Source organism: Chitinophaga qingshengii, from assembly GCF_014529935.1.
In the GTDB taxonomy this organism is placed as follows: domain Bacteria; phylum Bacteroidota; class Bacteroidia; order Chitinophagales; family Chitinophagaceae; genus Chitinophaga; species Chitinophaga qingshengii.
Genome location: NZ_JACVFC010000004.1, coordinates 344525 through 368267, shown reverse-complemented (window position 1 = coordinate 368267; position 23743 = coordinate 344525). Strand labels below are relative to the sequence as shown.

The following is a 23743-nucleotide window of genomic DNA, read 5'->3' as shown; positions in this document are numbered from 1 at the left end:
TGTTAAATTATATTCAACACATAAAGTTTACCAAATAATCTTCATCTGTCTATTTTTTATATTATTTCCTGGAATGAAGGCCGATCATATTCCCTTCTGTATCCTTTAAAACAGATATAAACCCAAACTCTCCAATAGACATTTTTGGTTTGATAATTTTGCCGCCGGCATTTTCCACCCTAACCTCTTCGGTAGTACAATCTTCAGAAGCAAAATAAATGATCGTATTGTTCCCACTGCTATCCCCATCCACTTTTTCAACCAGTGCACCGGAAATATTCAAACCGTCATAATCTGCCGGAAAAAAAGACTGTTTACCCCACTCAGCCGGAGCATCCGCCAGCTGAATACTGAACACGGTTTCATAGAATTTTTTGGCACGTTCCAGGTTGGACACGTAGATATCAAACCAACAAACAGGATTTACATTTTTCATCTTTAACTTGTTTTATGTTATAGCACAAAATTGCGCCGTACAGGAAACATAAAATTGTAAAAATGGGACAAGGCTACTCTTTTCTGTCAAAAATCAAAGACATGGTTAAATGATCCCCATAAAATTCTTTGGGTGTTAGTCCGGTGAATTCTTTAAAGTCCTTAATAAAATGCGCCTGGTCATAGTATTCACCCTCATAAGCCAACGCAGTAAGACTGACATCTTTTTTATTCAACAGCATTTTGAGTGTATGCTGCAACCTGATTGTTTTCGACAGTTGTTTGGGACTTAGTCCTATTGCGAATGAAAACTTGCGGACTAACTGCCGGCGGTTAACATTTGCCTGTTTGGAAAGTTCATCTACTGACAGCTGTCCGTTGGCTGTTAATATGGTTTCGACGGTTGATTGTACAATATGATCTATTGTGCCGGCATCTTTTAGTTTGTTACATAAAAATGTTTCCACCAGGTTTATTCGTTCCGCCGTATCGTGAGCGCTTAAAATATGCTGTTCGAGGCTGGCACCTTCTTTTCCGAATAATATTTTCAATGGCACCGCCGTATTTTCCATCTCCCTGATGGGCATGGAGGTAAAGGGTAAGAACCCGTTTGGATGAAAACAAACAAAGAAAGTACCTGTTTCTCCTGTTGGTTCCACTTCATATGGCCTTGTCAGTTGCCCGATTAAAAAACATCTCGGCAACGTAATACTATCGCCGTGCTCAGGGTAGTGTTTATATACATCGCCGTAGTGGAAAATCAGTTTCATGCAACCGTCAGGAACGATGGTATTTCTTTCAGGCGTAGTTCCTGCAGGACTTTCCAATGTCCAATAACATTTTACCAGCGCTGCTAAGTCCAGATGTGGTTCATTGATTTGGCGGTTCATATATCAATATAGCCGTTTACGTGCATATATAAAAACAATAATACAATTATTTCATGCGTTCCGGCTGAACAAATCCCGATATCAACTGTAAATAATGTTACCCCAAAATCATTTGTTATGAATAACCCCGAAATACCTTTGCATCAGGCTAACCCTGAATTGTTTAAAACCTATCTGCTGGATCCCGCCTTTTCTGATGAGATCATGGTGATAAAAGGAGTTACCCTGGATGACCATCTCCTTAAATCGGAGCTGCATATCAAAGCGATTATTCAATTCCAGACCGAAGCCTGTACGAAGTTTAATGGCACGCCCGCTATACAGGTACTGGCCCGCCTCAGAAGGCGCATCCGGAATTTTATGCACTCTTCCCGGATGGCTACAGCCATCAGAAAAATAGTATTGGCGCTCCCCCTGGAAACACACGCCCTGTATGAATTAAACCCGGTTTTATTCGAGCGTTTTGTGATGGAAGATTTTTCTGTCCGTCCTTTTTCGATAGCTATCGGTGGTATTACCCAACGGGACAGGATGTTGCGGATAGAGATCGCCCTGTATATTCTGGATGATGAAATCATCCGGTTGAGCGCACGCGTAAAGCGGCAGGCCGTTGCTACTGTACGGGCGGAACACCGCAAGAACGTGAACCGCGTAATGGCGGCCTATGGCAGACTATTACCCGCTACCAACGACAATTGAATATCAGGATATTCGCCCAAACCACGGCAGATACCGCTATATCTGCCATTCTTGCGAAACCGATAAATTTTGTTGGCATTCCATACATTTATTATCTTTAATTACTACTTACGACCCATTATTTCACCCAATCACTTATTGTCATGTTAAATGTTCGTTGTCATGCCGCGGGTGAATTATGCACAGTTGTCACTGTTCCGTAGTTATGAGTACTTTCTGTTACTTTCTCCGGAGCCGTTTATTATCCGCAAGGTGGCGGCCATGAAAAGCCGGCTGGCAGCGATGATCAGCCTGCCGTCCTATAACCTGCATTCATTGGCCCACATTTCACTCATGAAATTTTTGATGGAGGAAGAAGACCAGCGGATTCTCCGGTGGGTAACTCAGGCGGTGGAGAATATTCCGGCGTTTCGGATACAACTCAATGGTGCCGGTATTTTTCATCATGGAGCAACTGCTACATTAATGTTACAACCGGCTAACCCTGATACTATCATGCACCTGCATGGCGCTATCAGTAAGCCTTTCAAACAGCAAAGAAATATCCGGCCCCACATTACCATCGCAAGAAATATCCCTGTTGCAGAATTGAGTAAGGTAGATTTGCATGATTTTGACTGCCATGACAGCTTCTGCTGCAATAAGGTCACTGTATTAAAGAAAGCAGTGGAAGCGTCCCGTTACGAGATACTACAGGAGATACCGCTGCCCGGCTATTCGCGGAAAAACTGATCCACACTACCATCCAGCCGGAAGCTGATAGCATACCGCTCCCGGCTGCCGCTGATAGACCGCGGGTACCACGAGAAACGTTTTTCATGAATAACACCGTATATGTGTGTGGGAGGTTTAGCCCCTTCTATGGTGGCAGACTTCTCAACCAGGTTCCGGTATACGTTGGCGATCGCTTTAAAGTCGATACCATCCAATGGTACCAGCTTAGCGTCTACTTTATCCCGCACCGACAGTTGTACCGGTTCCGGGCCGGACCATTGACCATGCTCAAACTGATACTTATCCACGTATTCCGGATTGGAAGGATGACGCAACTGCAGATTAATCCTGCCATCATCATATACATGGATGTCATCATAGAGATACATTTTTTTACCTGCATACGCCGGCAATGCTTTCAGTTTCGCCTCTGCTGCCTGTAGTGCCGCTTCATCGGCCAGGAAGGCGGTTTGTTTGTCGTTGCTACGGGAAGAAACACGGACCGTATCCCGATGAATGCGTGTTTCTATAGTGATAGAGGAAGAAGAAGACGTCACTGTGCTGGCCGTTGGCGCATTCTCTTCCTTCTTATTATCGGTGCTATCCTCTTTAAAAGTGTCTTTAAAAGTATCCGTCAACTGGTTGCAGGAGAGACAGCCCAGTATCAACAATAAGCCCGAAAACTTGTGCAGGTTTTTCAACATAAAATAAATTTAATCATCCAGATCACTCGCAAATGCTACTTCTGAGGGATTTTCCTTTAAATAGAATATGGAAATCTTTTCCTGCCGGACCGTTCCCAGGTCAATAAGGGAAACGATCTTTTTCAGTGCAGCAGTATAGGTTTTACCGTAGGTATCGCGATAACGCAGTTCAAACTTCACCTGCGGCTGCTCATTGATGTAAGTACCGGTTTGTGTCGCGTTCACTACGTCCGCCATGGTTTGCACACCGAAGTATTTGACATGTAACAATTTACCCGGATCACCGCCGGTAAACAGCTTCAGTAATAATCCCAGTCCATAACGGGTGAGGAAAAGAATCAGCGGGCACAATACCAGCGGGTGATAAAATTTCATGAAACGCCAGCCATAACCATTACTTTCTGTGGTGTAGGAAAAATAAAAATACCAGACGATGGCTATCGTCAGCACCAGCCAACCTACTACCAGTAATATGATCCGGCCGGGATTCAGCCCTGCCTGCCCACCGTCCACCATCATATACGGCCGCAATTTCAGTGTTTTATCGATCACCAGGCGGATAGATTTCCCTTTTTCGTAGCGCATCTCCGACGGCCTGGTATCGATCAGTTCCAGTTTTTCGGTGATGTCTGTTCCCACAAAATTTTTCAGTCCCAGTGTCAGCTTTTTTTCCACCGTATTATTCACCGTCTTCCCCTGTAAACTTTCCAGAATACGGGCATCCCGGTGCTCTCCTTCACGTAACAGGTAGTCGGCATTGCGTTTCATCTTAAACGGCAATAATATCCAGTTCCGGAACCAGCGCACTACCAGAATACCCCACAACACCACTGACAACAACAGGAGAGCGATAGCCAGATAGGGGTTGGTATCGTTTAACCCTTCCCGTGTGTTGTAATAAATAAGCATGGGAAATGGGATCGCAAAAAACAAGATATATGCTATCCAGAAATATGACCAAAATCCTTTCATGATACGAATTTAAACCAAAACGGCTAATATTAACTTTTCCTTTGAGAAAGCATCTTTATCTTTCTGTTATGTGTTGGTACAGGTTTTCCGTTTTATCAATCGTATTGTTATTAGCGTTAGTATCCGCCAATGCCCAGAATGCCGTGCAGGGAAGCATTCTGTCGGAAGACAGCATTCCGGTTGCCGGAGTAACGGTATTGAATAAACGTACCCAATTTGCTACCACCAGCAATGAGCAGGGATACTATCAATTAACCGCCCGGAAAGGCGATACCCTGCTGCTGAAGGCATTGGGTTTTGTGCCACTGCTATACATTGTCAGCAAGGACAAAACGACTGTTGTACACCAGCTTCAATCCCAGCCACTGGAGCTGAAAGCTATCAACGTAATACATTATAACTACCTGCGCGACTCGCTGCGCCTGCGCCAGGAATTCAAGAAAGAATTTGATTTCCGCCGGCCCCGTTGGAATGAAGTACTCGTCAGCGTAGGACCTGTAGTAGCTGTTAATATCAACCAGTTATACAAGGCGGTCTCTTTTAAAAAGAATAAAAAGAAAGCACGTTTCAGAAAAATATTACTGGATAAAGAAAAGGAAAACCTGGTGGAACGAAAATTTAATCCGGTACTGATACAACAACTCACTGGCATGGAGGGAGATAGCCTTACACAGTTTATGCTGAAGTACCAGCCTTCGTACGACCAGGTGAAAGATATCAGTGATTATGATTTGTATGTGTATATCCGGCAGCAGTATGATAGGTACAGGCAGCCATAAAGTTATAAAACAGGCCGTTTCAGTTGTTGTTTGCTGATGGTAAACGGGAAAACATTGGAATAGATGCTATCTCTAAACTGCCTGAATTTTAACCTGGCTTCCGTAGGGTAATCACCTTGCAGCAGAAACAGCTTAGCCACCGCCATTTCCCCGGATTGCAGCACTTGCATACTGGCGCCGGTGCTGCAATAATACTTAGCCGGCAGTGCTATATCCTGCCATTTGCCCTTTTCATTCCTAACCTGCAATGTAATCCCGGTCAAGGCACCAAATATTCCGATGCTAAATATACCGCTCCCCCGATTGTACAGAAAAACCGGTATCGCTTTATAACTCACTATGGAATCCAAAACCATTTGTGGCTGATCGTCTATCTGTTCATAATGGTAATACCGGGCAGTATTGGATATACGAAAAGCAGCATCCACCATAATTTGCAGATGCGCGCTGTCTGTATGTGTCCAGGTACTGTCTCTATAAAAATCTCTGTCTCCGGTTTGGCGGAAATGAGGTAAAGGCCGCGATGGTAATACAATTCTGTCCGTAGCAGGCCCTATGTAATAGACGGGGAATGCCGTCGTATAGTCGTCATTGTTATAAAACTTTGCCTTATCTACCGGTAATGACGAATCGATCAATATCCTTTTATCATTAGTCAGGATATTAACTGGCTGATAACGGCATCCGGCGGCCAATATGTATATAAACAATAGCAGGCGTAGTGGCATGAAGATGCTTTTACAATCAGATTCAGAAAATCACTAAATCCATATTCTTTATTTAACTTAACAGCAAATTCCCCTCATGAAAATAACACTTACCCGTACCCGTCTACTGACGATCCTTTTCATCGTGGCAGTCCTCCTGAAAGTGTTATCCCTGCTGCTTTCTGGGCATGGGCATCCGTTAATGGACAAGATGCTTTCCGGCCTGATGCTGGACATACTGTTGTTACGGGTCATTATCCTGGTACATGGCACCTATGGCCATTACCGGCAGCTGCGGGAGCAGAACCCCATACAGGATTTCCCGGAATTGCTTTTAGCGGCGTTGCAACGGGTGATCCGGCACGACAAAGTATGCCGCGCACTGGCAACAGAAATTACGCTGGTATATTATGCCTTTTTCAAATGGGGAAAGCGGGACACCGAAGCCCCGCGTTCCTGGTATGGCCGGCAAGGATTACCGGCTATTTATGGCGTTTTTATCTTCCTGTTCCTGCTTGAAATGACGGGCATGGGGTTATTACTTCCCCGGCTTCACTACCCGATGCTACACCGGCTGCTGCTGGCTGCCGGAGCTTATTCTGTCGTTTTTCTGCTGGCACAGGTGAAGGCAGTATGCGCCCGGCCAATACAGGTGGATGATAACGGTATTTACCTCCGTTATGGCCTCGTAACCTCCCTGTACATTCCCTTTGAGCAGGTGAAGGCGATCCGGGATTTCCGGGGCGCGGTAACGGACCATACCCTTCAACTCTCGCTACTGAAGGTTTTCGAGCCCTGTAACCTGGCACTGGAGCTAAAACGGCCCATTTCCGTACATGTATTGTTTAAAAAGAAAAAGCAGGTAGAACAGATCGTTTTCCGGGTGGACACCGCTGCTGCTTTCCGGGAGATGCTGATCCCCCGTATTACTTGCTGATCAGGCGATCCAGCGCATAACCGTTATACTGTATAAAGGCCAGTAACACCCCAAAAAAGGCAGCGTGTATCAGCTGTGATCCCAGTGAGTGCCAGTCTTCTATGAGGGTGGTACCGAATATGAGCATCATCATCACGATACCGCCGGCAATCAACGCCGGGCGGGTGAACAGACCCAGTATTAATAACAGGCCGATAGCAAATTCCGCGATGGGCAGTACATAACTAAAAGGCAGCACGAGGGTACGGGGTAACATGGATTTTTCGAAGGAAGTAACCATCCATTGGCTGAACCCGCTGAGTTTGGGAAGTCGTACCAGACCGTGGCCAAACATGCTGGCTGCCACCGCCATCCGTAACAGTGCAAAGGCAATTGTGTTGTTTTCCATTATTGTAATTTTATATATCAAAGGTCCGCCTTTTGCCGGTAAAATACTTTGTACAAATAGGGGATCATTCTGTAAATTTATAAGATGATACAAGAGAACTTATACCAGCCTTTTGAGATCGAGTTCCGGGAATGCACGGAGTGCCCGATAGAGCCTCATAAACACAATTTCTTTGAATTGGTGTACATTATAGAGGGCAGCGGCCTGCAGTGCGTGAATAAAAACCAGCTGCCGTACAGCGCCGACAAACTGTTCCTGCTCATGCCGCAGGATTATCATTCCTTTCAGATAAATGCCAGCACCAAGTTTTTCTTTATCCGCTTTAATGACATCTACTTAAAAAATCAGCCTAAAGAGTGGATACAACAGCTGGAATTCATCTTCCAGAATAACAATCACCTGCCGGGTTGCCTGCTGAAAAATAAAAGTGACAAACCATTGGTAAAATCACTGATAGAAGCCCTGATCCGGGAACAGGTGAACCAGCAACCATATCACAAGACCTTATCTCAACAGATTGTCAATACCATCCTGGTGATTGTAGCGCGTAATATTTCCAGCCAGTTACCGGAATCATCCAGGCAGCCGGGCAAAAGTGAAGGACCGCTCAATATCCTGCATTATATCCACGAAAATATTTACGCTCCGGAGAAGCTGCGGGCCGAACAGATCGCATCGCATTTCAATATCTCCCCTACTTACCTGAGTGAGTATTTTAAAAGGAATAACGGGGATAGCTTACAGCAGTATATTATGCAATACAAACTGAAACTGGTGGAAACGAGACTGCAATACAGCAGCATGCGGGTAGGTGAAATAGCCTATGAGCTGGGTTTTACCGATGAAAGTCATCTCAACAGGATGTTCAAAAAATACAAAGGGGTCAATCCGTCTGCATTCAGAAAAGAGTTGCAATTACAATTACAACCTAACTGATCATGCAACAAAAAAGCGCCCGCCGACGTGGCGGACGCTTTTCAATTTCTTGCAGTTACTATTCTTCCTCATCTTCTTCCTCGCCGTCGTCTTCCAGCCATTCCATGTAAGAGTAGTACCAGTCTTCCAGTTGTTCAAGCAGTTCCTGTTTCTTTTCCGGAGCGCTTTTGTAGAAGGCCTCTACATCATCAATTTCTTCAATGATATCGATGTAGGCAGTTTCTTCGTCTTCTTCTACACGTTTGGCAAAGAAGCGGGGTTTCTCGGTGTGAAAAATATATTCGTTCTCCGGATCTGTTACAGGATCGTCTGCGATCAGAAATTTAGGTAACTGTGCCATAGTGGTATGTTTTCGTTTAAATGATGCTGGTTACAAAAGTAGGGATTTCTTTCACGTGCCCGCAACATATCCCGCTTTTATTTATGGCCGAATTTTTACATCTTTATAGTCGGTTTAAACCCATACCATATGCAAGAATACTGGACAAGATGGGAAAATTGGATGAGACAGTATGCCCCAAAACTATTGCATCATCTGAATCCCGGGGTATCATACGGTGCATTCGACTCCCTTGAAAAACTTACCGAAGCAGCCATACCGGCTGATTTCAAAGATTTTTATGCCATACATGACGGTCAGCGTAAAGCCCGGCCCGGCCTGGTAGATGGCGACCAGCTGTTACCCCTGGAAGAGATCGAAAATAAATGGCATTACTGGCATGACCTCATTGCTTCGGGTACTTTTACCTACAATGACGAGCCCATCGCCTCCGAGCCGGACACCGGTATCCGGGCCGATTGGTGGAATCCCCGGTGGATACCCTTTACAGCCGATGGCTTCGGTAACTTTGTCTGCATTGACCTGGACCCGGCCCCCGAAGGCAACTACGGCCAGATCATCACCCTCTGGCATGATGACGGCCACCGCGAAATCGTAGCACGTTCCTTCCGGGAATGGATAGACCGCTACATTGATGCCATCGAAAGAGGGGATTATATTTTTGTTAAAAAGTGGGGCATTGTCAACAAAAGCACCTCCCTCAACTACAACGACTGATATTGTAACGGACTGCTGCCCGTCCACCGCCTGAAAGCACGGGTAAAAGCACTCAGTTCGTTATACCCCAGCATATACGAAATGTCCTTTAGCGGATAATTACCGGACGAGATATAATACAAGGCCAGCGATTTTCGCACCGCATCGGCTACTTCCTGGTACTTCACTCCTTCTTCCTTCAGCTTACGTTGCAGACTACGCGGACTCAGGTTAAAATTGGCCGCCATATCCTCCAACGATATAATACCCAGGTAAGAGTTGGCCAACAGGTGATTGTATACCCTTATTTGCAGGGTATTTTGGGTAGATGATTGCTGCGCCACGGCTGCTACTTTTTTCAACAGTAGCTCCTGCAGTTCATAATTGGCCGTTAGTATCGGCTCCTCCCAGTACCGGCTGTCAAACACCAGCGCATATTCCCCCGTACGCTTCACCGGGCGGCACCGGAATATCTGTTCATAGGCTGCTTCATCGGGTACGTGGTAGGGCAACCTTACCGCCTGGGGAACAATCTTTTCCAGCATCAGTCCGGATAGCTCATAAATGGTGATCACCATCAGCAGCTCTATTAAGGTACGAAGACCAGCCGTAGGCTCGTTCCCGTTACCCGTCGCCGGAATGTAACGTATCGTAAAGTTTTTGTTATTCCGTGCTATTTCCAGCCGGCATCGATCTGTCAATATATGCGTTAATGCCACCGCATGCGTCAGCGCCTCGCCCACCGTGGCGCTGGTCTGAATAATCTGTCCTACCACGCCCAATGCTGCCGGCTGCACAGCAGCTGCGAAATGCAATCCCAACAACGGATCATTGGACAGCTGCACACCATGCAACCACAGCGCATCCAGCTGCTGTGGCGTAACAGGAGGTGTATTGGTTTTCTTTAAAGCGGCCAGGTTAATGCCTGCCAGCTTGCAAAGCCTCGCCGCATCTATATCACGCTGCACGGCATATGCGATGATAGCTAATACTAGTTCTTTCATATCCTAAAGTTATTTATCCGCCACGGTATAAAAAACAGGTTGGCGTGAAATGGTAAATGGTTGTCGTGAAAAGATAAACAACAGGGTTATCGCCGATAGTAGCTTTGTATCATCAAACAAACAATAACTCATCACTCAAAAAAAAATATCATCATGGAAAATCAAACCTTATCCGTCGTAAAAGCATTTGTTACCGCTGTTCAACAGGTAGACCTTGAAAAACTGGGCGCTTTGCTGCATCCTGAGATCCAATGGCACCAGCCGGGCAACAACCGCTTTTCCGGCACCAAAAACTCCAGTGGGGAAGTATTTCAAATGGTAGGCGGTATGTTTGAAGTATCTGCCAATACCATGACTTTATCTGATGTTAAATCCATTACCGTTAACGGCGATCAGGCTGCGGTAGTATTAAACTGGAAAGCATCCCGTCCGGGCGCCACACTGGACACTGATAACGTAGACGTATATACGGTAAAAGATGGTCAGATTGTGGCAGCTAAAGTATATGCTGCTGACCTGGCGCATGAAGACCAGTTCTGGGGCAATTAGACGCGTTTGCCAGGCATCCGGCACTCCGCAAAATGAAACAACCCTTTCGGAAACGGGCATCCGGAAGGGTTGTTTTGTTGGTTGTGGCAAACAACCGGAATAATTAAGACAAGCTCAAAGTATATTTAAAACCAACGTTTCTTTTTTTTCTGGCGGCGTTCATCATCCGTAGGATATATCGGGTCTATCATGTTGCGACGCAGCATGCTACCCCCTGCTGACTGCAGCCGGTCATCCGTGGCATCCTTTGGCTGCACTGAACTTTTAATAACAGAACAGGTTATCACCACTTTTCCTATGGAACGCGGATATGCGGTAACCTGTACTTCAGGCAAATCGTATTGTTTCATGGGCTGCTGCTGCACAGTATCTTTAGGCACTGATGACAATGCCATTTCCACCTTTTCAAAGCCCCTTGCTTCCGCATAGGAATAGTTGGCAATACCTGTAATAAGACCAGCAGTAAGTAATAAAGCGGGTAAAAAAGTTTTGCGGGGAGATGCCGGTGGTTGGATAAGCCTGTTGAGCTGGTGGTCCTGGAAACGGCCACAAACTTCCCGATGGCTGTTATTGATAACAGCAAAAATTTCAGCATCCGTCATATAGGAGAAGTCTATTACGGTTTTAGCACAACTATCGCAGTGTTTACCCGCAGCAGTATTGGTCATTTTTTCCCAATTCTCCCCGCAAGGTGTAGGAACAGACAGGTACAGACCATTCGAATATCTCATAGACACAGGTTATCTCGTTAACCAATATACGAAAAAGTCCTTATACTGCCATGGGGAAAATCCCCGGTATTCCTTTTCCAGCACAAAAAAGCGACATCTGTAATTCTTTATTTTTCAACGCTGCAGAAAAAGTATTTTGGAATGGCATCAAAATTGGATTAACGCTCACAACAATCAAGTTGTTCACCTAAAAAAGATTATAATTATGAAAGCTCCAAAAAGTATTTCCGCCGTGTTGCTTGCCCTCGCTTTTGGCGCAGTGGCTACTTTACCTGCACAGGCAGTTTTTGCACAGCATAAAAAAAACAAAGTCGACAGCACTGCCGAAAAGATAGGTAACAAAACAGCCTCCATCGCAGTAAAAGGCGCTTCCGCCGTCACCGATAAAATATACAAAGGCAAAGAAGGTCCGCATGGAGAAACTGTTTACATCAATAGAAAAGACAAAAAATATATTGTCGACGAAAAGGGTAAAAAGGTATATCTGAAACCATCACAGATTCACGACAAGAAAGAGTAAGTTGTAAGTTGAAATCGTATATCTGAAACCGTCCTGGCAGCGTCCCGGACGGTTTTATTTTTTGACGGTATCTGTCGCACATAAAATTATCAAGACCCTATTCGTAGCGCAACGCTTCTATCGGATCCAGGCGGGAGGCTGCCTGCGCCGGGTAATAACCAAAGAAAACACCTGTAAGCGCACATACCATAAACGACAACACAATAGAGGATTCAGAAACAATAGTAGGCCATCCCAGCGTGAGTGTGATCACTTCCGCGGTAGTGATACCCAATATCACACCGATGACGCCGCCGGTAACGCTGATGATGATCGCTTCTACCAGGAACTGCAACAGTATATCCACCCCACGGGCGCCGATAGACATGCGTAGCCCGATTTCCCGGGTACGTTCCGTTACAGACACGTACATGATATTCATGATGCCGATACCACCGATAACCAGGGAAATACCCGCAATGGCGGTTAACAGAATGGTGAGTAAACTGCTGGTAGAGCTCAGTGTTTTAATCAGCTCTTCCATGGTTCTTACCTGGAAATTGTTTTCATCGGTGGGGCGAAGCCGGTGCGTTTCCCGCAGTATGTCTATGATCTCGTCAGTAGCCAGGGCAGAAGTCCCTTCACTGACAGCGGAGGCATAGATACTTTGAAAATAGATCGTGGCCAGGATACGTTTTTGTACGGTCGTATAGGGAGTGAGGATGATATCGTCCTGGTCCTGTCCGAAAGAGCTTTGTCCCTTGGGTACCAGGGTGCCGATCACCTGCAGCGGTATCGAATTCAGCCGGATCACTTTGCCTACCGGGCTTTCCCCGCTGGGGAACAGGTTATCGATGACGGTTTTCCCCAATACGCATACTTTGGCCGCAGTAGCTACATCCGCATCGGTGAAACTAACGCCATCGGCTATCTCCAGTTTACGGATATCGAAGTAGGAAGGCGCTACGCCTTGTAAACTGGTGGGCCAGTTGAGCGCCCCATAGATAGCCTGACCTTTGGTAGAAGATACAGGCGATACGGCACTCACATGTTCGGCATTCTTCTGTATGGCTTTTACATCTACGATGGTGAGTGTCTGAAAGCTGGCCCCCTCCACCCGCACCCCGCCAGACACGTTACTGGACGGCAGCACCGTGATCATATTGGAGCCCATAGCGCTCAGCTGGGACTGGATACTTTCTTTAGAGCCTTCCCCAATAGCCACCATGGCAATCACCGCCGCCACGCCGATAATAATACCGAGCATGGTCAGGAAAGCCCGCAGCTTGTTGCGTTGCAGCGCCTTAAAAGCGATCCGTATGAGATTGAGCGCACTCATGTTGTTTAGTTAGTAATCATCTGCCGGCGGCAGGGCGTCCAGCGCCTCTTTAGCCGAGCGAACATTTTCATTGACCGTATCCTTTACCACCTTACCATCGCGCAGCATGACGGTGCGGCTGCTAAAGGCGGCGATATCCGGCTCATGGGTCACAAAGACGATCGTTTTACCGTCTTTGTTGAGGTCCTGCATAAGCGACATGATCTCGTAGGATGTACGGGTATCCAGGTTACCGGTAGCCTCATCTGCCAGGATCATCACCGGCTGGTTTACCAGCGCACGGGCGATAGCGACCCTTTGTTGCTGTCCGCCGGAAAGCTGGCTGGGTGTATGATCCAGCCGGTCGGCCAGTTTCACCGCTTCCAGGGCTTTGATCGCCTTTTCCTTTCTCTCCGATACCGACAGGGAGGGATTGTAGAACAACGGTAGTTCTACATTCTCCAGCGCGGAAGTACGGGGTAGCAGGTTATAGGCCTGAAACACGAACCCTATTTTCCGGTTACGCAACCTGGCCAGCTCATTACGCGAGAGGTGACTGACATTGACACCATCCAGCAGATACTCGCCCGCAGTGGGCTTGTCGAGACAACCCAGGAGGTTGAGCAGCGTAGTTTTACCGGACCCGCTGCTGCCCATGATAGTCACAAATTCACCGGCATATACATCAAAAGAAACACCTTTTAATGCGCGGACCACCTCCGTGCCCATGACAAACTCACGCTTGATTTGTTGCAGTTCCAGGATCTTGTTGCTCATCGTCTGCGCCCTCCTCCCATCTTAGGCAAGAACGGGCTTTTATTACCGGCTGCCGCAGCCGGACCTGAACTACCATTGACAGCCGTTATCACGGCGTCCTGCGGCGTGAGGCCGTGGATAACTTCTATCTGCGTATTATCGTTGAGGCCTGTACGAATATGTTTCTGTAACAGGGTATCGCCCCGTAATACCCATACATAATTGGAAGAGCCTACCCTTTCCACACTTCTGAACTTGCCGCTCGTATCTGCCGGAGGCCCTTGCCGCTGCCGGTGACCGATGGCGCTCACGATCACATAATCTTTTAGTAAGGCAGAATCCGGGCGGAACTTGAGTGCCTTTACAGGCAATAGCAACACACTGTCTTTCTCCGCAGTATAGATGGTCACGTTGGCCGTCATGCCCGGCTTCAGCTTCATGGATTCATTGGAGGCATTGATGATGGTATTATACGTCACCACATTAGACGATACGGAGGGTTGCAAGCGGATCTCCTGGACATTGCCGGCAAACACATCTTCCAGGTAGGCGTCTACCGTAAAGGTCACCCGCTGCGAGTCTTTTACGGCGCCAATATCAGCTTCGTCTACACTGGCTTCTACCTGCATTTTGGTAATGTCCTTGGCAATCACAAACAAGGTAGGTGTGTTGAAACTCGCGGCCACGGTTTGTCCTACGCTCACGCTCCTGTTGAGTACCACCCCATTGATGGGCGAAATAATATCTGTAAAAGAGAGATTTTTCAGGGCCGATGCCAGCTGTGCGTTTACGCTGGCCACCTGCGCTTTTGCCTGTCCCAGTTGATTGTAGGCCACATCATAATCTGCTTTGGCAATAGCGCCGGTTTTATACAGCAGCTCCTGCCGGTGGAAGTTGTTGTTCTGATAATCCAGGTTGGATTGCGACACCTGCAGGTTGGCGCGGAACTGGTCTACCTGTGCCTGAAACAGCACCTTGTCCAGCTCTCCCAGCTTCTCTCCTTTTTTTACTTTCGAGTTAAAATCCACGTACAGGTATTTCAGCGTACCGGACACCTGAGCGCCCACAGCAACGGTATCCACCGGTTGAACGGTACCGGTGGCAGTAACGGTAGTGGCTATATGACCATAGGCAGGTTGTACGGTATCAATCGTTATCTGCTGGCGTTTCTTCCTGATAAAAACAAACCAGATGAGCAACGCCAACAGTAGTATAACCACCACGATGATAACCCGTTTATATTTTTTCATACGTCAATGCATTTATAGTTTTACAGGTACGCCCCTGTAAAAATCATATATCCTGATTGTCAATGCAGCATTGTATTTAGCCTGTATATAAGCCTGGAAGGCCTGTACATACAGGTTTTTCTGTTGCAGAAAATCCACCATATTGGCCACTCCAACTTTCAGTTGCTCCGTAGCGATACGATAACTTTCTGAAGCGTAACGCAGCTGTTCTACCGAAGCATCATACTGCCCCTGGGCGTTCAGCACGTTGATATACGCCTGTTCCACCGTTTGAGACAGGTTAGTACGTGTATCCTTCAGCGTTAGTTTCGATTGATCTACTTCTATTTTGGAAAGTTCTACATTGGTTTTATTGGCCCTTCTGGTGAATATGGGAACAGACAGGGTGAGGCCTATCTGCTGGTAGAAATTATTGTCCAGCTGTTTAAAGAAGTTGGCGCCGGGGTCTTTCAGGTAGGAGCTCCCCAGTGCGCCGCCGGCGGTGAGCGTAGGCCAGAATCCCGCGCGGGCTTTGGCCAGGTCCAGGGAAGATACGTTCACGCCCAGTTCAGCGCTTTTTATTTCCGGCCGGTTGGCCAGCGCGGTGTCCTGTGCATCCTGCAAAGGCACTACGAGGTGACTGGACACCAGTGTATCCGGGGAAAAAATATCAAAATCGTAGGCGCCGGGTAGTTGCAGCAGTTGTTTTAGGGTGAGTTTATTCAGCCGGCTCTGGTTTTCTGCTGTCACCAGGTTATAGCGGTCGGCCGCCAGCTGCGATTGCAGCGAAGCCAGGTCTTTCAGCGCAATGCTGCCTACATCGTAGCGCTGTTGTGCTTGTTGTACCTGTGCTGTGGAAGTGGTGACCAGATCCCTTACATAAACAATATTTTCCCGTGCCAGCAGGATATTCAGGTAGGCCTGGGTAATCAGGATAGTGATGTTATTGATTTCCTGGGCTACGTTCAGATCGGCGACCTGGGTAAGCAGGCCTTTTTGTTTGATGTCATAGTTGAGATAACCGCCCTGGTAGAGGGTAACACCTGAGTTCACCGCATAATTGCCCGATAAGGCGCCTTCATAGGGCATGTTACCGCCGGCGGTGAGCGTTTTGCGGCCCGTCAGGTTCATGGAGGCCGAACCCGTGAGATTAGGCAAACGGGCTGCCTTCGATAGCAACAGGTTCTGTTCGCTGCTCATCCGGCTCAGCCGCAGGCTGTTGAGCTGGATATTATTTTTCATTGCGTAGTCCAGACAATCCTGTAAACTCCAGATAGCCGGCAGTGTTGATTGTGTGCTGTCCTGGGCTATCAGCGGATTGTTGTAATACGTCCAGAAGGACAGACATAACAAAGTAACAAACCGCCGGGAAAATGTCATCGTGTAATCATTGCTGTTAGTAAATAGCTAATGACAGATATGGGGCTAAATAGCTATCCTAATATAACGAAAAAAACGAAGACCCGGGCAAAAATACCCGGGCCTTCGCCTTTTCATTCGTTATACTCAATCCTACTATCCTTTGTTATATAGCATTTTTAAACGTAGCGTTCACACGGCCGGTGCTCTGCGGAGGCTGGTGCCAGTCTTCATCATATCTCACAAAAAAGGCCATCCAGATAGTCCTGGACCAGCGCATCAGCACCGGCTGCAGGCTCAGCAACAGTATACCGTTGAAGCCCAGCCACCAGTAAATACTGTTGTCGTATATGGAGAAACCAATAAACAACCACCAGGCAATAAGACTGGCCACACAGATGGCGATAGAAAGCGCATAGCTTACATAACCGGTACCGTAATAAAATCCAACTTCCACTTCCACCTGCTGACCGCATACCGGGCACTTTTCCGGCATCTTCATACAGTTTTTCAAGTCATAGGGATTTTTGCTGAGGAAAATAGATCCTCTTCTGCAGCGCGCGCACTTGTTCGTAAATACACTTTTGAAAACATTCGGTTTATCATGATTTTTATCTGCACACATATATTGAAGCATTTAATGTCAGGAAATGTTCTTCCGGAATTCTTCAGGGGTCACCCCTTCATATTTTTTGAAGAACTTCGTGAAGTAGGAATTGTCGGCAAAGCTCAGCTGGTAAGCGATAGTAGAGATACTGATATCTACATTGATCAGTAATCTTTTTGCTTCGAGCAGCACCCGGTCGCGGATAATTTCCCCGGCCGATTTGCCCAGCATATGCCGGCAGAAAGCGTTGAGGTAATTGGGCGTTACGTATAGCAGCGCGGCATAGTCTTTCGGCAATCGTAACTGCATATAATGCTGTTCCACCAGTTTGCGGAAGTTGCGCAACAATACATAGTTATGCGGCGGTTCCTGCCGGGTATCGTCTTTCCTGGCTACCCGGCTGACTTTCACAAACATTTCCAGCATCAGCAATCGTAACATATCATGGCTATAGGCTTCCGTGCTGTCCATCTCCACCAGCATTTCCTCAAACAAGGCTGCCACTGCGAGGCTGGCTGCTTCGGGCAATGTTACCACCCCTTCTGCACTCACACCACTGAAAAACGGGAACCGTTCCACATAGGCCGCATCCTGCAGGAAAGCGTTGAAAAAACCGGCTGACACGTTCACTACATATCCGGTTACTTTTCCTTCAAAAAACCAGCTGTGCACCTGCCCCGGTATCATAAAATACATTTGCCCCCGCTCTACCGGAAAACGTTCAAAATCGATGGTATGCGATCCTTTTCCACCGGTAAAAAATGCCAGGTGATAAAAAGAATGGCGATGTGGAAATTTGATGTCCGGATGTGCTGCCAGGTAATCGGTAAACCTTGCTACCAGCATCTCTTCTGATGCGGGTTTTCCCATTCCCAACGAACAGATGTCATATGTATGGATATGTGCCTTTGACATGATACCACAAAGGTACGGGGCACCGGGAGAAGTTGATTGTGTTATATGGGGCTTCAATGGTACTTTTTACCTATTCCGGGTATTTGCAGGTTTTTCGTCATATTAGGCCCCCAGGGCTGAAGCCCTGGGGATCTGGATTATTTCACATATTTCATCAGCCAGTTATCCATCTCCCACAGCATATGCAGGATGCTTTCCTTCGCAGCATAGCCATGGCTTTCCTGTGGCAGGAATACCAGGCGTGCGGTACCGCCGTTGCCTTTGAGGGCATTGTACAGTCTTTCGCTCTGGATAGGGAAAGTACCGGAGTTATTGTCAGCCTCGCCGTGGATCAGCAGGATCGGTGTTTTCAGCTTATCGGCATAGGAAAACGGAGACATTTTATAATACACGTCGGGCGCCTGCCAGTAGGACCGTTGTTCGTTCTGGAAACCGAAAGGCGTGAGTGTACGGTTGTAAGCGCCGCTGCGGGCAATACCGGCTTTAAACAGGTTCGTATGTGCCAGCAGGTTAGCCGTCATAAAGGCGCCGTAAGAATGGCCACCTACCGCGATACGGGCTTTGTCGCCCACACCCATGGAAGTGATCTTATCCACGGCCGCTTCTGCGTTCATCACCAGCTGGTCTATGAAATTGTCATTCGGCTCTTTATCCCCTTCGCCTACAATCGGCATTTCGGTAGCGTCCATTACCGCGAAGCCGCGGGTAACCCAGAAAATAGGGGAACCGTAGGTGACACGGGTGAATTTATAGGCAGAACCACGTACCTGAGCCGCATCGCTGGCCGATTTGTATTCACGTGGATAAGCCCACATCAGCACCGGTAAACGGCCGTCTTTAGCGGGATCGTAGCCTTTGGGCAGGTACAGCATCGCGGTGAGGTCTACCCCGTCTTTACGTTTGTATTTCAGCAGCTCTTTCTGTACACCCTGCAGCAGTGGCTGCGGATGCGGGAAGTTAGTCAGTGCTGCCGCTGCTGATTTTTTCTTCAGGTTCTGCAGGTAATAGTTCACCGGTGTAGCGGCAGATTCACGGGCCACTACAATTTGCAGTTTGGCCGGATCGATTACTTCAGCTACCTGTTCAAAATAAGGAGCCTGGGAGCGCCACAGGATATTTTGTTTACCGTTTTTCAGGCTGAAGCTGGACAGGAACGGACGGTCGCCTTCCGGAGAAGCGCCCGGCGCTATCATCAGCAGTTCATTGGCCGGAGAAACGTACAATACGGAGCGGTTGTATTGGTTTTTCACGGTTACCGGATCTCCGGGATCGTTGTACCGGTCGTTTTCAGAGCGGTCGATGATGGTCACCGGCTCCTGTCCCGGATGGGAAGGGTCGATACGGCTTACCTTAACGGTCTGTTTGGTGCTGTTGCCTTCTGTTACCAGCGCCAGTTGGTTGTTAGCCCAGGTGAGACCCTGGAAACGGTCTTTCGTTTTCACCAGTTCTACCGGCGCAGCGGTGAACGGCGCTTCCAGTGTATTGATCACATCACGGAAAGGCACTTCCTTTTTAGGATCGCCGCCGTCGAGGGCCTGTGCCCAGCAGATAGTAGCGGGAACGTCGTTACGCCATTGATAACTACGGGGGTAGTTGCTGGTAGCGTCGAAGCCTTTAGGCCGCACTTCATCCAGCGGGTTTTGGGCGAGCTGTTTTACTGTTTTACCCTGGAGGTCCCAGATAGCAGTCGTGGTAGGGAAACGGTAAGCGCCCACCAGGTAAGAGTAAGGGCGGCTCAACTGCTGCACCAGTAAATATTGTTTATCCGGAGAAGGGCTGACTTCTGTATATACACCGGGTTTACCGATAACGGTTTCGCCGCTGTTGCTGATCATAACTGGTTCGGACTGGAAGTAGTAGTCGAACAGTTGTTCATCGTAAGGGTTTTTCAGCATATCCTGGTAAGTGGCGGCAGGAGCGGCTTTACCGGAGGTTTGTTGTACCGTGGGACCGTCCGGGGCCAGTGGTTTCTGCGGCGCGGCGGCGATACCGGCAGGTACCGATAATACCAGGATACGATCTTCATCGATCCAGCGGAAAGCCCCGCTGAAGGTATCGTTGAGGCGGCGGGAACTGAGTTGTTTCGCTACACCTGTGGCTACATCTGCTTTCCACAACGTGATGCTGTTGTTGGTGGTTACCGTAAAAGCCAGGCTTTTTTTCCCGGGAGACCAAACCACCTTACCAATGCGGGCGTTGGCAGGCAGCCCTGTTACCGCATATTCGCGTTTACCGTTTATTTCCTTAATACGGATGCCGGTCACGTAATTGGCGCGGCTGGGGCCAAAGTTGGCCGGATTGATGCGGTAACCGGCCAGGCGGTATTCCGGTTGCGACAGTTCTTCGATAGTAGGGAAACCGGTGCGGTCCATGATCAGCATCAGGTCTTCCCTGCCAAAGCTAACGGCTGGCGATGGCGCTGCCATGGCCAGTTCCACAATGCTCTCAGCAGGTGTCTGATACTTCAATGCGTCCTGTGCATAGGCACGGAAGGTAATGAACACCGACAGTGTTAATACTAATTTTCTCATACAGCAGTTTGATTCTGAAAAATGAATCCGGCCAAAATAGTACATTATTCCGGTTATCGGAAGCCCGATACACAAGCGGTTGGTGCTGTCAGCGTTTCAGGGTACCGAAGAGGCGGTCCCACAGGCTGGTATAAAACCCGTAATTATAGTTTTCCTGGCGATGGTGATCATGATGAAACGTAGAAGTACCGAGGTATTTCAACACTGGCCACTGTCGTATTTTTTCGGGGAGTGGTTCTATACCCAGGTGGCCTGCCATGCCAAAGACAACATTGACAGCCAGATAAAACAGGATACCGTACAGATTGAGGTTGAATGGCAACAGTAACAGTAGCCAGAGGGCGCCGAAGCTGAGTGTTTCGAGCGGATGCAGTACAAACAAATCGATCGGCGCCGGGTCTATGGCCTCGTGGTGAAGACGGTGTAACAGGCGGTATAAAAATGTTTGGTGAATCAGGTAATGAAAGGCATACATCAGCAGGTCCATCAGGAGGAACAATGCCAGCGCGTCTGTCAATATCCGCCAGGATAGTGTTTCATGTATACGGATATACCCGTGTTTCCACAGCCAGCATCCGGCAAAGGTAATGACGGTATTCAGCAGTGTGGTGAGCAGGCAGATCTGCCACTGGTGACGGCTATAGGCAAACATCTGTTGCCAGGGCCGGCGCAGCAGGCGATTACCCCAGGCCAGTACACCCAGCATGATCAGGGTATTCTCCAGGAGAAATAAAAGCCACAACTGTTCATTGGGTATATTTAGGTATTTGGTCATTTGAATATTTGATTTACGGATGTTGGAATTTTTTGATTTACGGATTTCGGGATTTGCAAGCGGTGATTAATCAAACATGGTTTAATAATAACCATCTCAAAGACAACTTCTCCCTATAAGTGCGAAATCAAAAAATTTCAATACAAAATAACCAAATAAAAAAATTCCAAAATCTTTTCCTACCTTTGCAAACATCTGATGATATGATGAATACAGGATCCGCACCATTAAAACGTCAAAACCTCGCTGAAGAAGTGGCCGACAGGCTGCAGGAGTTGATATTTTCCGGTAAATATACGACCGGGCAAAAGCTACCGACAGAACCGGAGCTGATGCAACAGTTTTGTGTGGGCCGTTCGAGCGTACGCGAAGCGGTGAAGATATTGGTGAACAAAGGATTGGTGCGGGTACAGCAGGGATTGGGTACTTTTGTGATATCACAGATTGGCGCCGGAGAGCCGCTCAGTCAGCGTTTACAACGGGCTGATTTTGAAGAGCTGAATGAAGTAAGGTTGCTGCTGGAAGTAAAAATTGCCGAGCGGGCAGCCATGCATCGGAATAACAAGGACATTGAAAAGATGAAGGGTTTCCTGAAGAAACGTTTCACCTATGCTACTTCCAATGAGCTGGAAGCTTGTATCCAGGCGGATATTAATTTCCATACAGCCATTGCCGAAGCATCCAAAAACGATATTATGCTGGACCTTTACAAAACGGTAGCCACTCACCTGAAGACCTCCTTTGTAGCGCGTTACGGCAATACTGATTCCTTTGTAGAATCACAGTCACTGCACGATGCCCTGCTGCAGAGTATTGTGGACAAAGATCCCAAGAAGGCATTGCTCTGGGCTACAAAAATCAGTACACACAGCAAATAACAATAGTACATACGGAGTTTGCGCAAGCTTCCTTCATTTTTTTATTTTAAAACATCAGATGATCTGATCTCCAAAAAAGAAACCATGGCAACACTAACACAGGAAGCGCCCAAATCGGCTTCCCAGCAGGTAGCACAGCAGACGGTTTTCCCCATTCTGATCGCGCTGAGCTTCACGCATCTACTCAACGACACCTTGCAATCGTTGATACCAGCTATTTATCCGCTGGTAAGAAACTCTCTCAAGCTGAACTTCACGGAGATAGGCCTTATTACGCTTACCTTCCAGATGTCGGCTTCTATTTTACAGCCGCTGGTGGGCTTGTACACCGACAAAAAGCCGCAGCCGTTTTCCCTGGCGGTGGGTATGACCTTCACCCTGGCCGGGCTGATCAGTTTATCCATGGCCAATTCCCTGCCGATGGTATTGATATCCGTAGCACTGACGGGCGTAGGGTCTTCCATCTTCCATCCGGAAGCATCCCGGCTGGCGCATATGGCCTCCGGCGGCAAACATGGCATGGCACAGTCCTTATTCCAGGTGGGCGGTAACGCCGGCAGTTCACTGGGGCCTTTACTGGCAGCATTGATCATTGTACCCTTCGGTCAGTTTCATGTGATCTGGTTTTCCGTACTGGCGCTGATTGCCATTTTTGTGATGATCTATATTGGTAAATGGTATCAGAACAATACCCATCGTATTAAACCGAAGAAAGTAGTGCAACAGCTGCAACAGCAGACATTGCCCAAATCAACGGTCATCATATCCATGAGTATTCTGCTGATGCTGATTTTCTCCAAATACTTTTACATGGCCAGCATGACCAACTACTATACCTTTTACCTGATAGACCGTTTTGGCTTATCTATTCAGAGTTCACAGGTATACCTGTTCATCTTCCTGTTTTCCGTAGCCGCCGGTACTTTCATCGGTGGACCTATCGGCGACCGGATTGGCCGCAAATACGTTATCTGGATATCTATTTTAGGCGTAGCGCCCTTTGCGTTGTTACTGCCTTATGCGAATCTTTTCTGGACCGCCATACTGAGTGTATTCATCGGCGTTATCCTCTCCTCCGCCTTTTCAGCTATCCTGGTATATGCACAGGAGCTCATGCCGGGTAAAGTAGGCATGATTGCCGGCCTGTTCTTCGGACTGGCATTCGGTATGGCGGGTGTAGCTTCCGCCCTGCTGGGCAAGCTCGCCGATGCCACCAGCATCCGGTACGTATACCAGGTTTGTTCTTTCCTTCCCTTGATAGGGCTCCTGACAGGATTCCTGCCTAACCTGGAGAAGAAAGAAAAGCACTAACTTTGATTTTCGGTTTTTTGATTTTTTGATTTTCGATGTTGAGAATTACTAAATCTCAAAATCGAAAATCAAAAAATCGAAAAT

Annotated in this window: 27 protein-coding genes; 10 read left to right on the top strand and 17 right to left on the bottom strand. The window is 47.6% G+C overall.

The features are described 5' to 3' along the window. Positions 1–61: 61 nt before the first annotated feature. Positions 62–436, bottom strand: a complete 375-nt coding sequence (locus tag ICL07_RS25965) for a VOC family protein (protein ID WP_188090977.1) — start codon at positions 434–436, stop codon at positions 62–64. A gap of 73 nt (positions 437–509) precedes the next feature. Beyond that, a complete protein-coding gene (locus ICL07_RS25960; RefSeq protein ID WP_188090976.1) occupies positions 510–1325 on the bottom strand; it encodes a helix-turn-helix domain-containing protein in 816 nt (271 codons plus the stop codon). Between the two features lie 117 nt (positions 1326–1442). On the opposite strand from ICL07_RS25960, the gene ICL07_RS25955 reads away from it, so the two are divergent. Together ICL07_RS25955 and ICL07_RS25950 are read left to right on the top strand one after the other, a co-directional pair. Next, complete coding sequence (locus ICL07_RS25955; protein ID WP_188090975.1) at positions 1443–2024, top strand: hypothetical protein; 582 nt, start codon at positions 1443–1445, stop codon at positions 2022–2024. Positions 2025–2186: 162 nt separating this feature from the next. Further along, the gene (locus ICL07_RS25950; protein ID WP_188090974.1) at positions 2187–2756 is read left to right on the top strand and encodes a 2'-5' RNA ligase family protein; all 570 of its coding nucleotides are present in this window, start codon (positions 2187–2189) and stop codon (positions 2754–2756) included. On the opposite strand, the gene ICL07_RS25945 is transcribed toward ICL07_RS25950, so the two are convergent. Further along, positions 2738–3442: a hypothetical protein gene (locus ICL07_RS25945; protein ID WP_188090973.1), complete on the bottom strand. Its 705-nt coding sequence runs from the start codon at positions 3440–3442 to the stop codon at positions 2738–2740. The genes ICL07_RS25950 and ICL07_RS25945 overlap by 19 nt on opposite strands. 9 nt (positions 3443–3451) lie before the next feature. Beyond that, the gene (locus tag ICL07_RS25940; protein ID WP_188090972.1) at positions 3452–4351 is read right to left on the bottom strand and encodes a hypothetical protein; all 900 of its coding nucleotides are present in this window, start codon (positions 4349–4351) and stop codon (positions 3452–3454) included. Positions 4352–4518: 167 nt separating this feature from the next. On the opposite strand from ICL07_RS25940, the gene ICL07_RS25935 reads away from it, so the two are divergent. Further along, entirely contained in the window at positions 4519–5193 is a 675-nt protein-coding gene (locus ICL07_RS25935; RefSeq protein ID WP_188090971.1) for a carboxypeptidase-like regulatory domain-containing protein, read from the top strand. A gap of 2 nt (positions 5194–5195) precedes the next feature. Here ICL07_RS25935 and ICL07_RS25930 read toward each other — a convergent pair whose 3' ends face one another. Further along, positions 5196–5921: a hypothetical protein gene (locus ICL07_RS25930; protein WP_188090970.1), complete on the bottom strand. Its 726-nt coding sequence runs from the start codon at positions 5919–5921 to the stop codon at positions 5196–5198. 76 nt (positions 5922–5997) lie between these two features. Between ICL07_RS25930 and ICL07_RS25925 the strand changes: the two genes are divergently transcribed. After that, positions 5998–6837, top strand: coding sequence for a hypothetical protein (locus ICL07_RS25925; RefSeq protein ID WP_188090969.1), 840 nt, complete (start codon positions 5998–6000; stop codon positions 6835–6837). Here the strand turns inward: ICL07_RS25925 and ICL07_RS25920 are convergent. Continuing rightward, positions 6827–7225 carry a DoxX family membrane protein gene (locus tag ICL07_RS25920; RefSeq protein ID WP_188090968.1) on the bottom strand — a complete coding sequence of 133 codons (399 nt, stop codon included), beginning with the start codon at positions 7223–7225 and terminating at the stop codon, positions 6827–6829. The genes ICL07_RS25925 and ICL07_RS25920 overlap by 11 nt on opposite strands. An 84-nt stretch (positions 7226–7309) precedes the next feature. On the opposite strand from ICL07_RS25920, the gene ICL07_RS25915 reads away from it, so the two are divergent. Beyond that, a complete protein-coding gene (locus ICL07_RS25915; protein WP_188090967.1) occupies positions 7310–8161 on the top strand; it encodes an AraC family transcriptional regulator in 852 nt (283 codons plus the stop codon). Between the two features lie 58 nt (positions 8162–8219). Here ICL07_RS25915 and ICL07_RS25910 read toward each other — a convergent pair whose 3' ends face one another. Then, on the bottom strand, positions 8220–8501 hold the full coding sequence (locus ICL07_RS25910; RefSeq protein ID WP_188090966.1) for a hypothetical protein: 282 nt from the start codon (positions 8499–8501) through the stop codon (positions 8220–8222). Between the two features lie 129 nt (positions 8502–8630). Between ICL07_RS25910 and ICL07_RS25905 the strand changes: the two genes are divergently transcribed. Further along, on the top strand, positions 8631–9218 hold the full coding sequence (locus ICL07_RS25905; RefSeq protein ID WP_188090965.1) for an SMI1/KNR4 family protein: 588 nt from the start codon (positions 8631–8633) through the stop codon (positions 9216–9218). Here the strand turns inward: ICL07_RS25905 and ICL07_RS25900 are convergent. Then, positions 9206–10201: an AraC family transcriptional regulator gene (locus ICL07_RS25900; RefSeq protein WP_188090964.1), complete on the bottom strand. Its 996-nt coding sequence runs from the start codon at positions 10199–10201 to the stop codon at positions 9206–9208. The genes ICL07_RS25905 and ICL07_RS25900 overlap by 13 nt on opposite strands. 153 nt (positions 10202–10354) lie before the next feature. On the opposite strand from ICL07_RS25900, the gene ICL07_RS25895 reads away from it, so the two are divergent. Further along, positions 10355–10750 (top strand): nuclear transport factor 2 family protein, encoded by a 396-nt coding sequence (locus tag ICL07_RS25895; protein WP_188090963.1) that lies wholly within the window; start codon positions 10355–10357, stop codon positions 10748–10750. Between the two features lie 125 nt (positions 10751–10875). On the opposite strand, the gene ICL07_RS25890 is transcribed toward ICL07_RS25895, so the two are convergent. After that, positions 10876–11481 carry a hypothetical protein gene (locus tag ICL07_RS25890; protein WP_188090962.1) on the bottom strand — a complete coding sequence of 202 codons (606 nt, stop codon included), beginning with the start codon at positions 11479–11481 and terminating at the stop codon, positions 10876–10878. Between the two features lie 205 nt (positions 11482–11686). Here ICL07_RS25890 and ICL07_RS25885 point away from each other — a divergent pair, with 205 nt between their 5' ends. After that, the gene (locus ICL07_RS25885) at positions 11687–12001 is read left to right on the top strand and encodes a hypothetical protein (protein WP_188090961.1); all 315 of its coding nucleotides are present in this window, start codon (positions 11687–11689) and stop codon (positions 11999–12001) included. Positions 12002–12098: 97 nt separating this feature from the next. On the opposite strand, the gene ICL07_RS25880 is transcribed toward ICL07_RS25885, so the two are convergent. From ICL07_RS25880 to ICL07_RS25845, 8 genes are all read right to left on the bottom strand, one after another. Next, positions 12099–13319: an ABC transporter permease gene (locus tag ICL07_RS25880; protein WP_188090960.1), complete on the bottom strand. Its 1221-nt coding sequence runs from the start codon at positions 13317–13319 to the stop codon at positions 12099–12101. Positions 13320–13328: 9 nt separating this feature from the next. Further along, a complete protein-coding gene (locus ICL07_RS25875; RefSeq protein ID WP_223152105.1) occupies positions 13329–14075 on the bottom strand; it encodes an ABC transporter ATP-binding protein in 747 nt (248 codons plus the stop codon). Then, on the bottom strand, positions 14072–15304 hold the full coding sequence (locus ICL07_RS25870) for an efflux RND transporter periplasmic adaptor subunit (protein ID WP_188090959.1): 1233 nt from the start codon (positions 15302–15304) through the stop codon (positions 14072–14074). The genes ICL07_RS25875 and ICL07_RS25870 overlap by 4 nt, the downstream gene beginning before the upstream one ends. Before the next feature lie 12 nt (positions 15305–15316). Continuing rightward, on the bottom strand, positions 15317–16663 hold the full coding sequence (locus ICL07_RS25865; RefSeq protein ID WP_188090958.1) for a TolC family protein: 1347 nt from the start codon (positions 16661–16663) through the stop codon (positions 15317–15319). A 145-nt stretch (positions 16664–16808) separates the two neighbouring features. Then, entirely contained in the window at positions 16809–17138 is a 330-nt protein-coding gene (locus ICL07_RS25860; RefSeq protein WP_343071124.1) for a DUF983 domain-containing protein, read from the bottom strand. A 147-nt stretch (positions 17139–17285) separates the two neighbouring features. Next, positions 17286–18119 carry a helix-turn-helix transcriptional regulator gene (locus ICL07_RS25855; RefSeq protein WP_246485167.1) on the bottom strand — a complete coding sequence of 278 codons (834 nt, stop codon included), beginning with the start codon at positions 18117–18119 and terminating at the stop codon, positions 17286–17288. Positions 18120–18301: 182 nt separating this feature from the next. Then, positions 18302–20695: a S9 family peptidase gene (locus tag ICL07_RS25850; protein WP_188090955.1), complete on the bottom strand. Its 2394-nt coding sequence runs from the start codon at positions 20693–20695 to the stop codon at positions 18302–18304. A gap of 88 nt (positions 20696–20783) precedes the next feature. Beyond that, on the bottom strand, positions 20784–21470 hold the full coding sequence (locus ICL07_RS25845) for a sterol desaturase family protein (protein WP_188090954.1): 687 nt from the start codon (positions 21468–21470) through the stop codon (positions 20784–20786). 203 nt (positions 21471–21673) lie between these two features. Here ICL07_RS25845 and ICL07_RS25840 point away from each other — a divergent pair, with 203 nt between their 5' ends. Further along, positions 21674–22348, top strand: coding sequence for a FadR/GntR family transcriptional regulator (locus ICL07_RS25840; RefSeq protein WP_188090953.1), 675 nt, complete (start codon positions 21674–21676; stop codon positions 22346–22348). Positions 22349–22432: 84 nt separating this feature from the next. After that, positions 22433–23659, top strand: coding sequence for an MFS transporter (locus ICL07_RS25835; RefSeq protein ID WP_188090952.1), 1227 nt, complete (start codon positions 22433–22435; stop codon positions 23657–23659). Positions 23660–23743 lie beyond the last annotated feature (84 nt).

Excerpts from the sequence above, each read along its gene's own strand:
- ICL07_RS25940 (WP_188090972.1), bottom strand. The coding sequence starts at position 4,351 with ATGCTTATTTATTACAACACACGGGAAGGGTTAAACGATACCAACCCC.
- ICL07_RS25900 (WP_188090964.1), bottom strand. The coding sequence starts at position 10,201 with ATGAAAGAACTAGTATTAGCTATCATCGCATATGCCGTGCAGCGTGAT.
- ICL07_RS25870 (WP_188090959.1), bottom strand. The coding sequence starts at position 15,304 with ATGAAAAAATATAAACGGGTTATCATCGTGGTGGTTATACTACTGTTG.
- ICL07_RS25845 (WP_188090954.1), bottom strand. The coding sequence starts at position 21,470 with ATGACCAAATACCTAAATATACCCAATGAACAGTTGTGGCTTTTATTT.
- ICL07_RS25960 (WP_188090976.1), bottom strand. The coding sequence starts at position 1,325 with ATGAACCGCCAAATCAATGAACCACATCTGGACTTAGCAGCGCTGGTA.
- ICL07_RS25965 (WP_188090977.1), bottom strand. The coding sequence starts at position 436 with ATGAAAAATGTAAATCCTGTTTGTTGGTTTGATATCTACGTGTCCAAC.
- ICL07_RS25885 (WP_188090961.1), top strand. The coding sequence starts at position 11,687 with ATGAAAGCTCCAAAAAGTATTTCCGCCGTGTTGCTTGCCCTCGCTTTT.
- ICL07_RS25905 (WP_188090965.1), top strand. The coding sequence starts at position 8,631 with ATGCAAGAATACTGGACAAGATGGGAAAATTGGATGAGACAGTATGCC.
- ICL07_RS25855 (WP_246485167.1), bottom strand. The coding sequence starts at position 18,119 with ATGGGAAAACCCGCATCAGAAGAGATGCTGGTAGCAAGGTTTACCGAT.
- ICL07_RS25945 (WP_188090973.1), bottom strand. The coding sequence starts at position 3,442 with ATGTTGAAAAACCTGCACAAGTTTTCGGGCTTATTGTTGATACTGGGC.
- ICL07_RS25955 (WP_188090975.1), top strand. The coding sequence starts at position 1,443 with ATGAATAACCCCGAAATACCTTTGCATCAGGCTAACCCTGAATTGTTT.
- ICL07_RS25880 (WP_188090960.1), bottom strand. The coding sequence starts at position 13,319 with ATGAGTGCGCTCAATCTCATACGGATCGCTTTTAAGGCGCTGCAACGC.
- ICL07_RS25950 (WP_188090974.1), top strand. The coding sequence starts at position 2,187 with ATGCCGCGGGTGAATTATGCACAGTTGTCACTGTTCCGTAGTTATGAG.
- ICL07_RS25925 (WP_188090969.1), top strand. The coding sequence starts at position 5,998 with ATGAAAATAACACTTACCCGTACCCGTCTACTGACGATCCTTTTCATC.
- ICL07_RS25840 (WP_188090953.1), top strand. The coding sequence starts at position 21,674 with ATGATGAATACAGGATCCGCACCATTAAAACGTCAAAACCTCGCTGAA.
- ICL07_RS25920 (WP_188090968.1), bottom strand. The coding sequence starts at position 7,225 with ATGGAAAACAACACAATTGCCTTTGCACTGTTACGGATGGCGGTGGCA.
- ICL07_RS25860 (WP_343071124.1), bottom strand. The coding sequence starts at position 17,138 with ATGCCGGAAAAGTGCCCGGTATGCGGTCAGCAGGTGGAAGTGGAAGTT.
- ICL07_RS25890 (WP_188090962.1), bottom strand. The coding sequence starts at position 11,481 with ATGAGATATTCGAATGGTCTGTACCTGTCTGTTCCTACACCTTGCGGG.
- ICL07_RS25910 (WP_188090966.1), bottom strand. The coding sequence starts at position 8,501 with ATGGCACAGTTACCTAAATTTCTGATCGCAGACGATCCTGTAACAGAT.
- ICL07_RS25835 (WP_188090952.1), top strand. The coding sequence starts at position 22,433 with ATGGCAACACTAACACAGGAAGCGCCCAAATCGGCTTCCCAGCAGGTA.
- ICL07_RS25895 (WP_188090963.1), top strand. The coding sequence starts at position 10,355 with ATGGAAAATCAAACCTTATCCGTCGTAAAAGCATTTGTTACCGCTGTT.
- ICL07_RS25865 (WP_188090958.1), bottom strand. The coding sequence starts at position 16,663 with ATGACATTTTCCCGGCGGTTTGTTACTTTGTTATGTCTGTCCTTCTGG.
- ICL07_RS25930 (WP_188090970.1), bottom strand. The coding sequence starts at position 5,921 with ATGCCACTACGCCTGCTATTGTTTATATACATATTGGCCGCCGGATGC.
- ICL07_RS25915 (WP_188090967.1), top strand. The coding sequence starts at position 7,310 with ATGATACAAGAGAACTTATACCAGCCTTTTGAGATCGAGTTCCGGGAA.
- ICL07_RS25850 (WP_188090955.1), bottom strand. The coding sequence starts at position 20,695 with ATGAGAAAATTAGTATTAACACTGTCGGTGTTCATTACCTTCCGTGCC.
- ICL07_RS25875 (WP_223152105.1), bottom strand. The coding sequence starts at position 14,075 with ATGAGCAACAAGATCCTGGAACTGCAACAAATCAAGCGTGAGTTTGTC.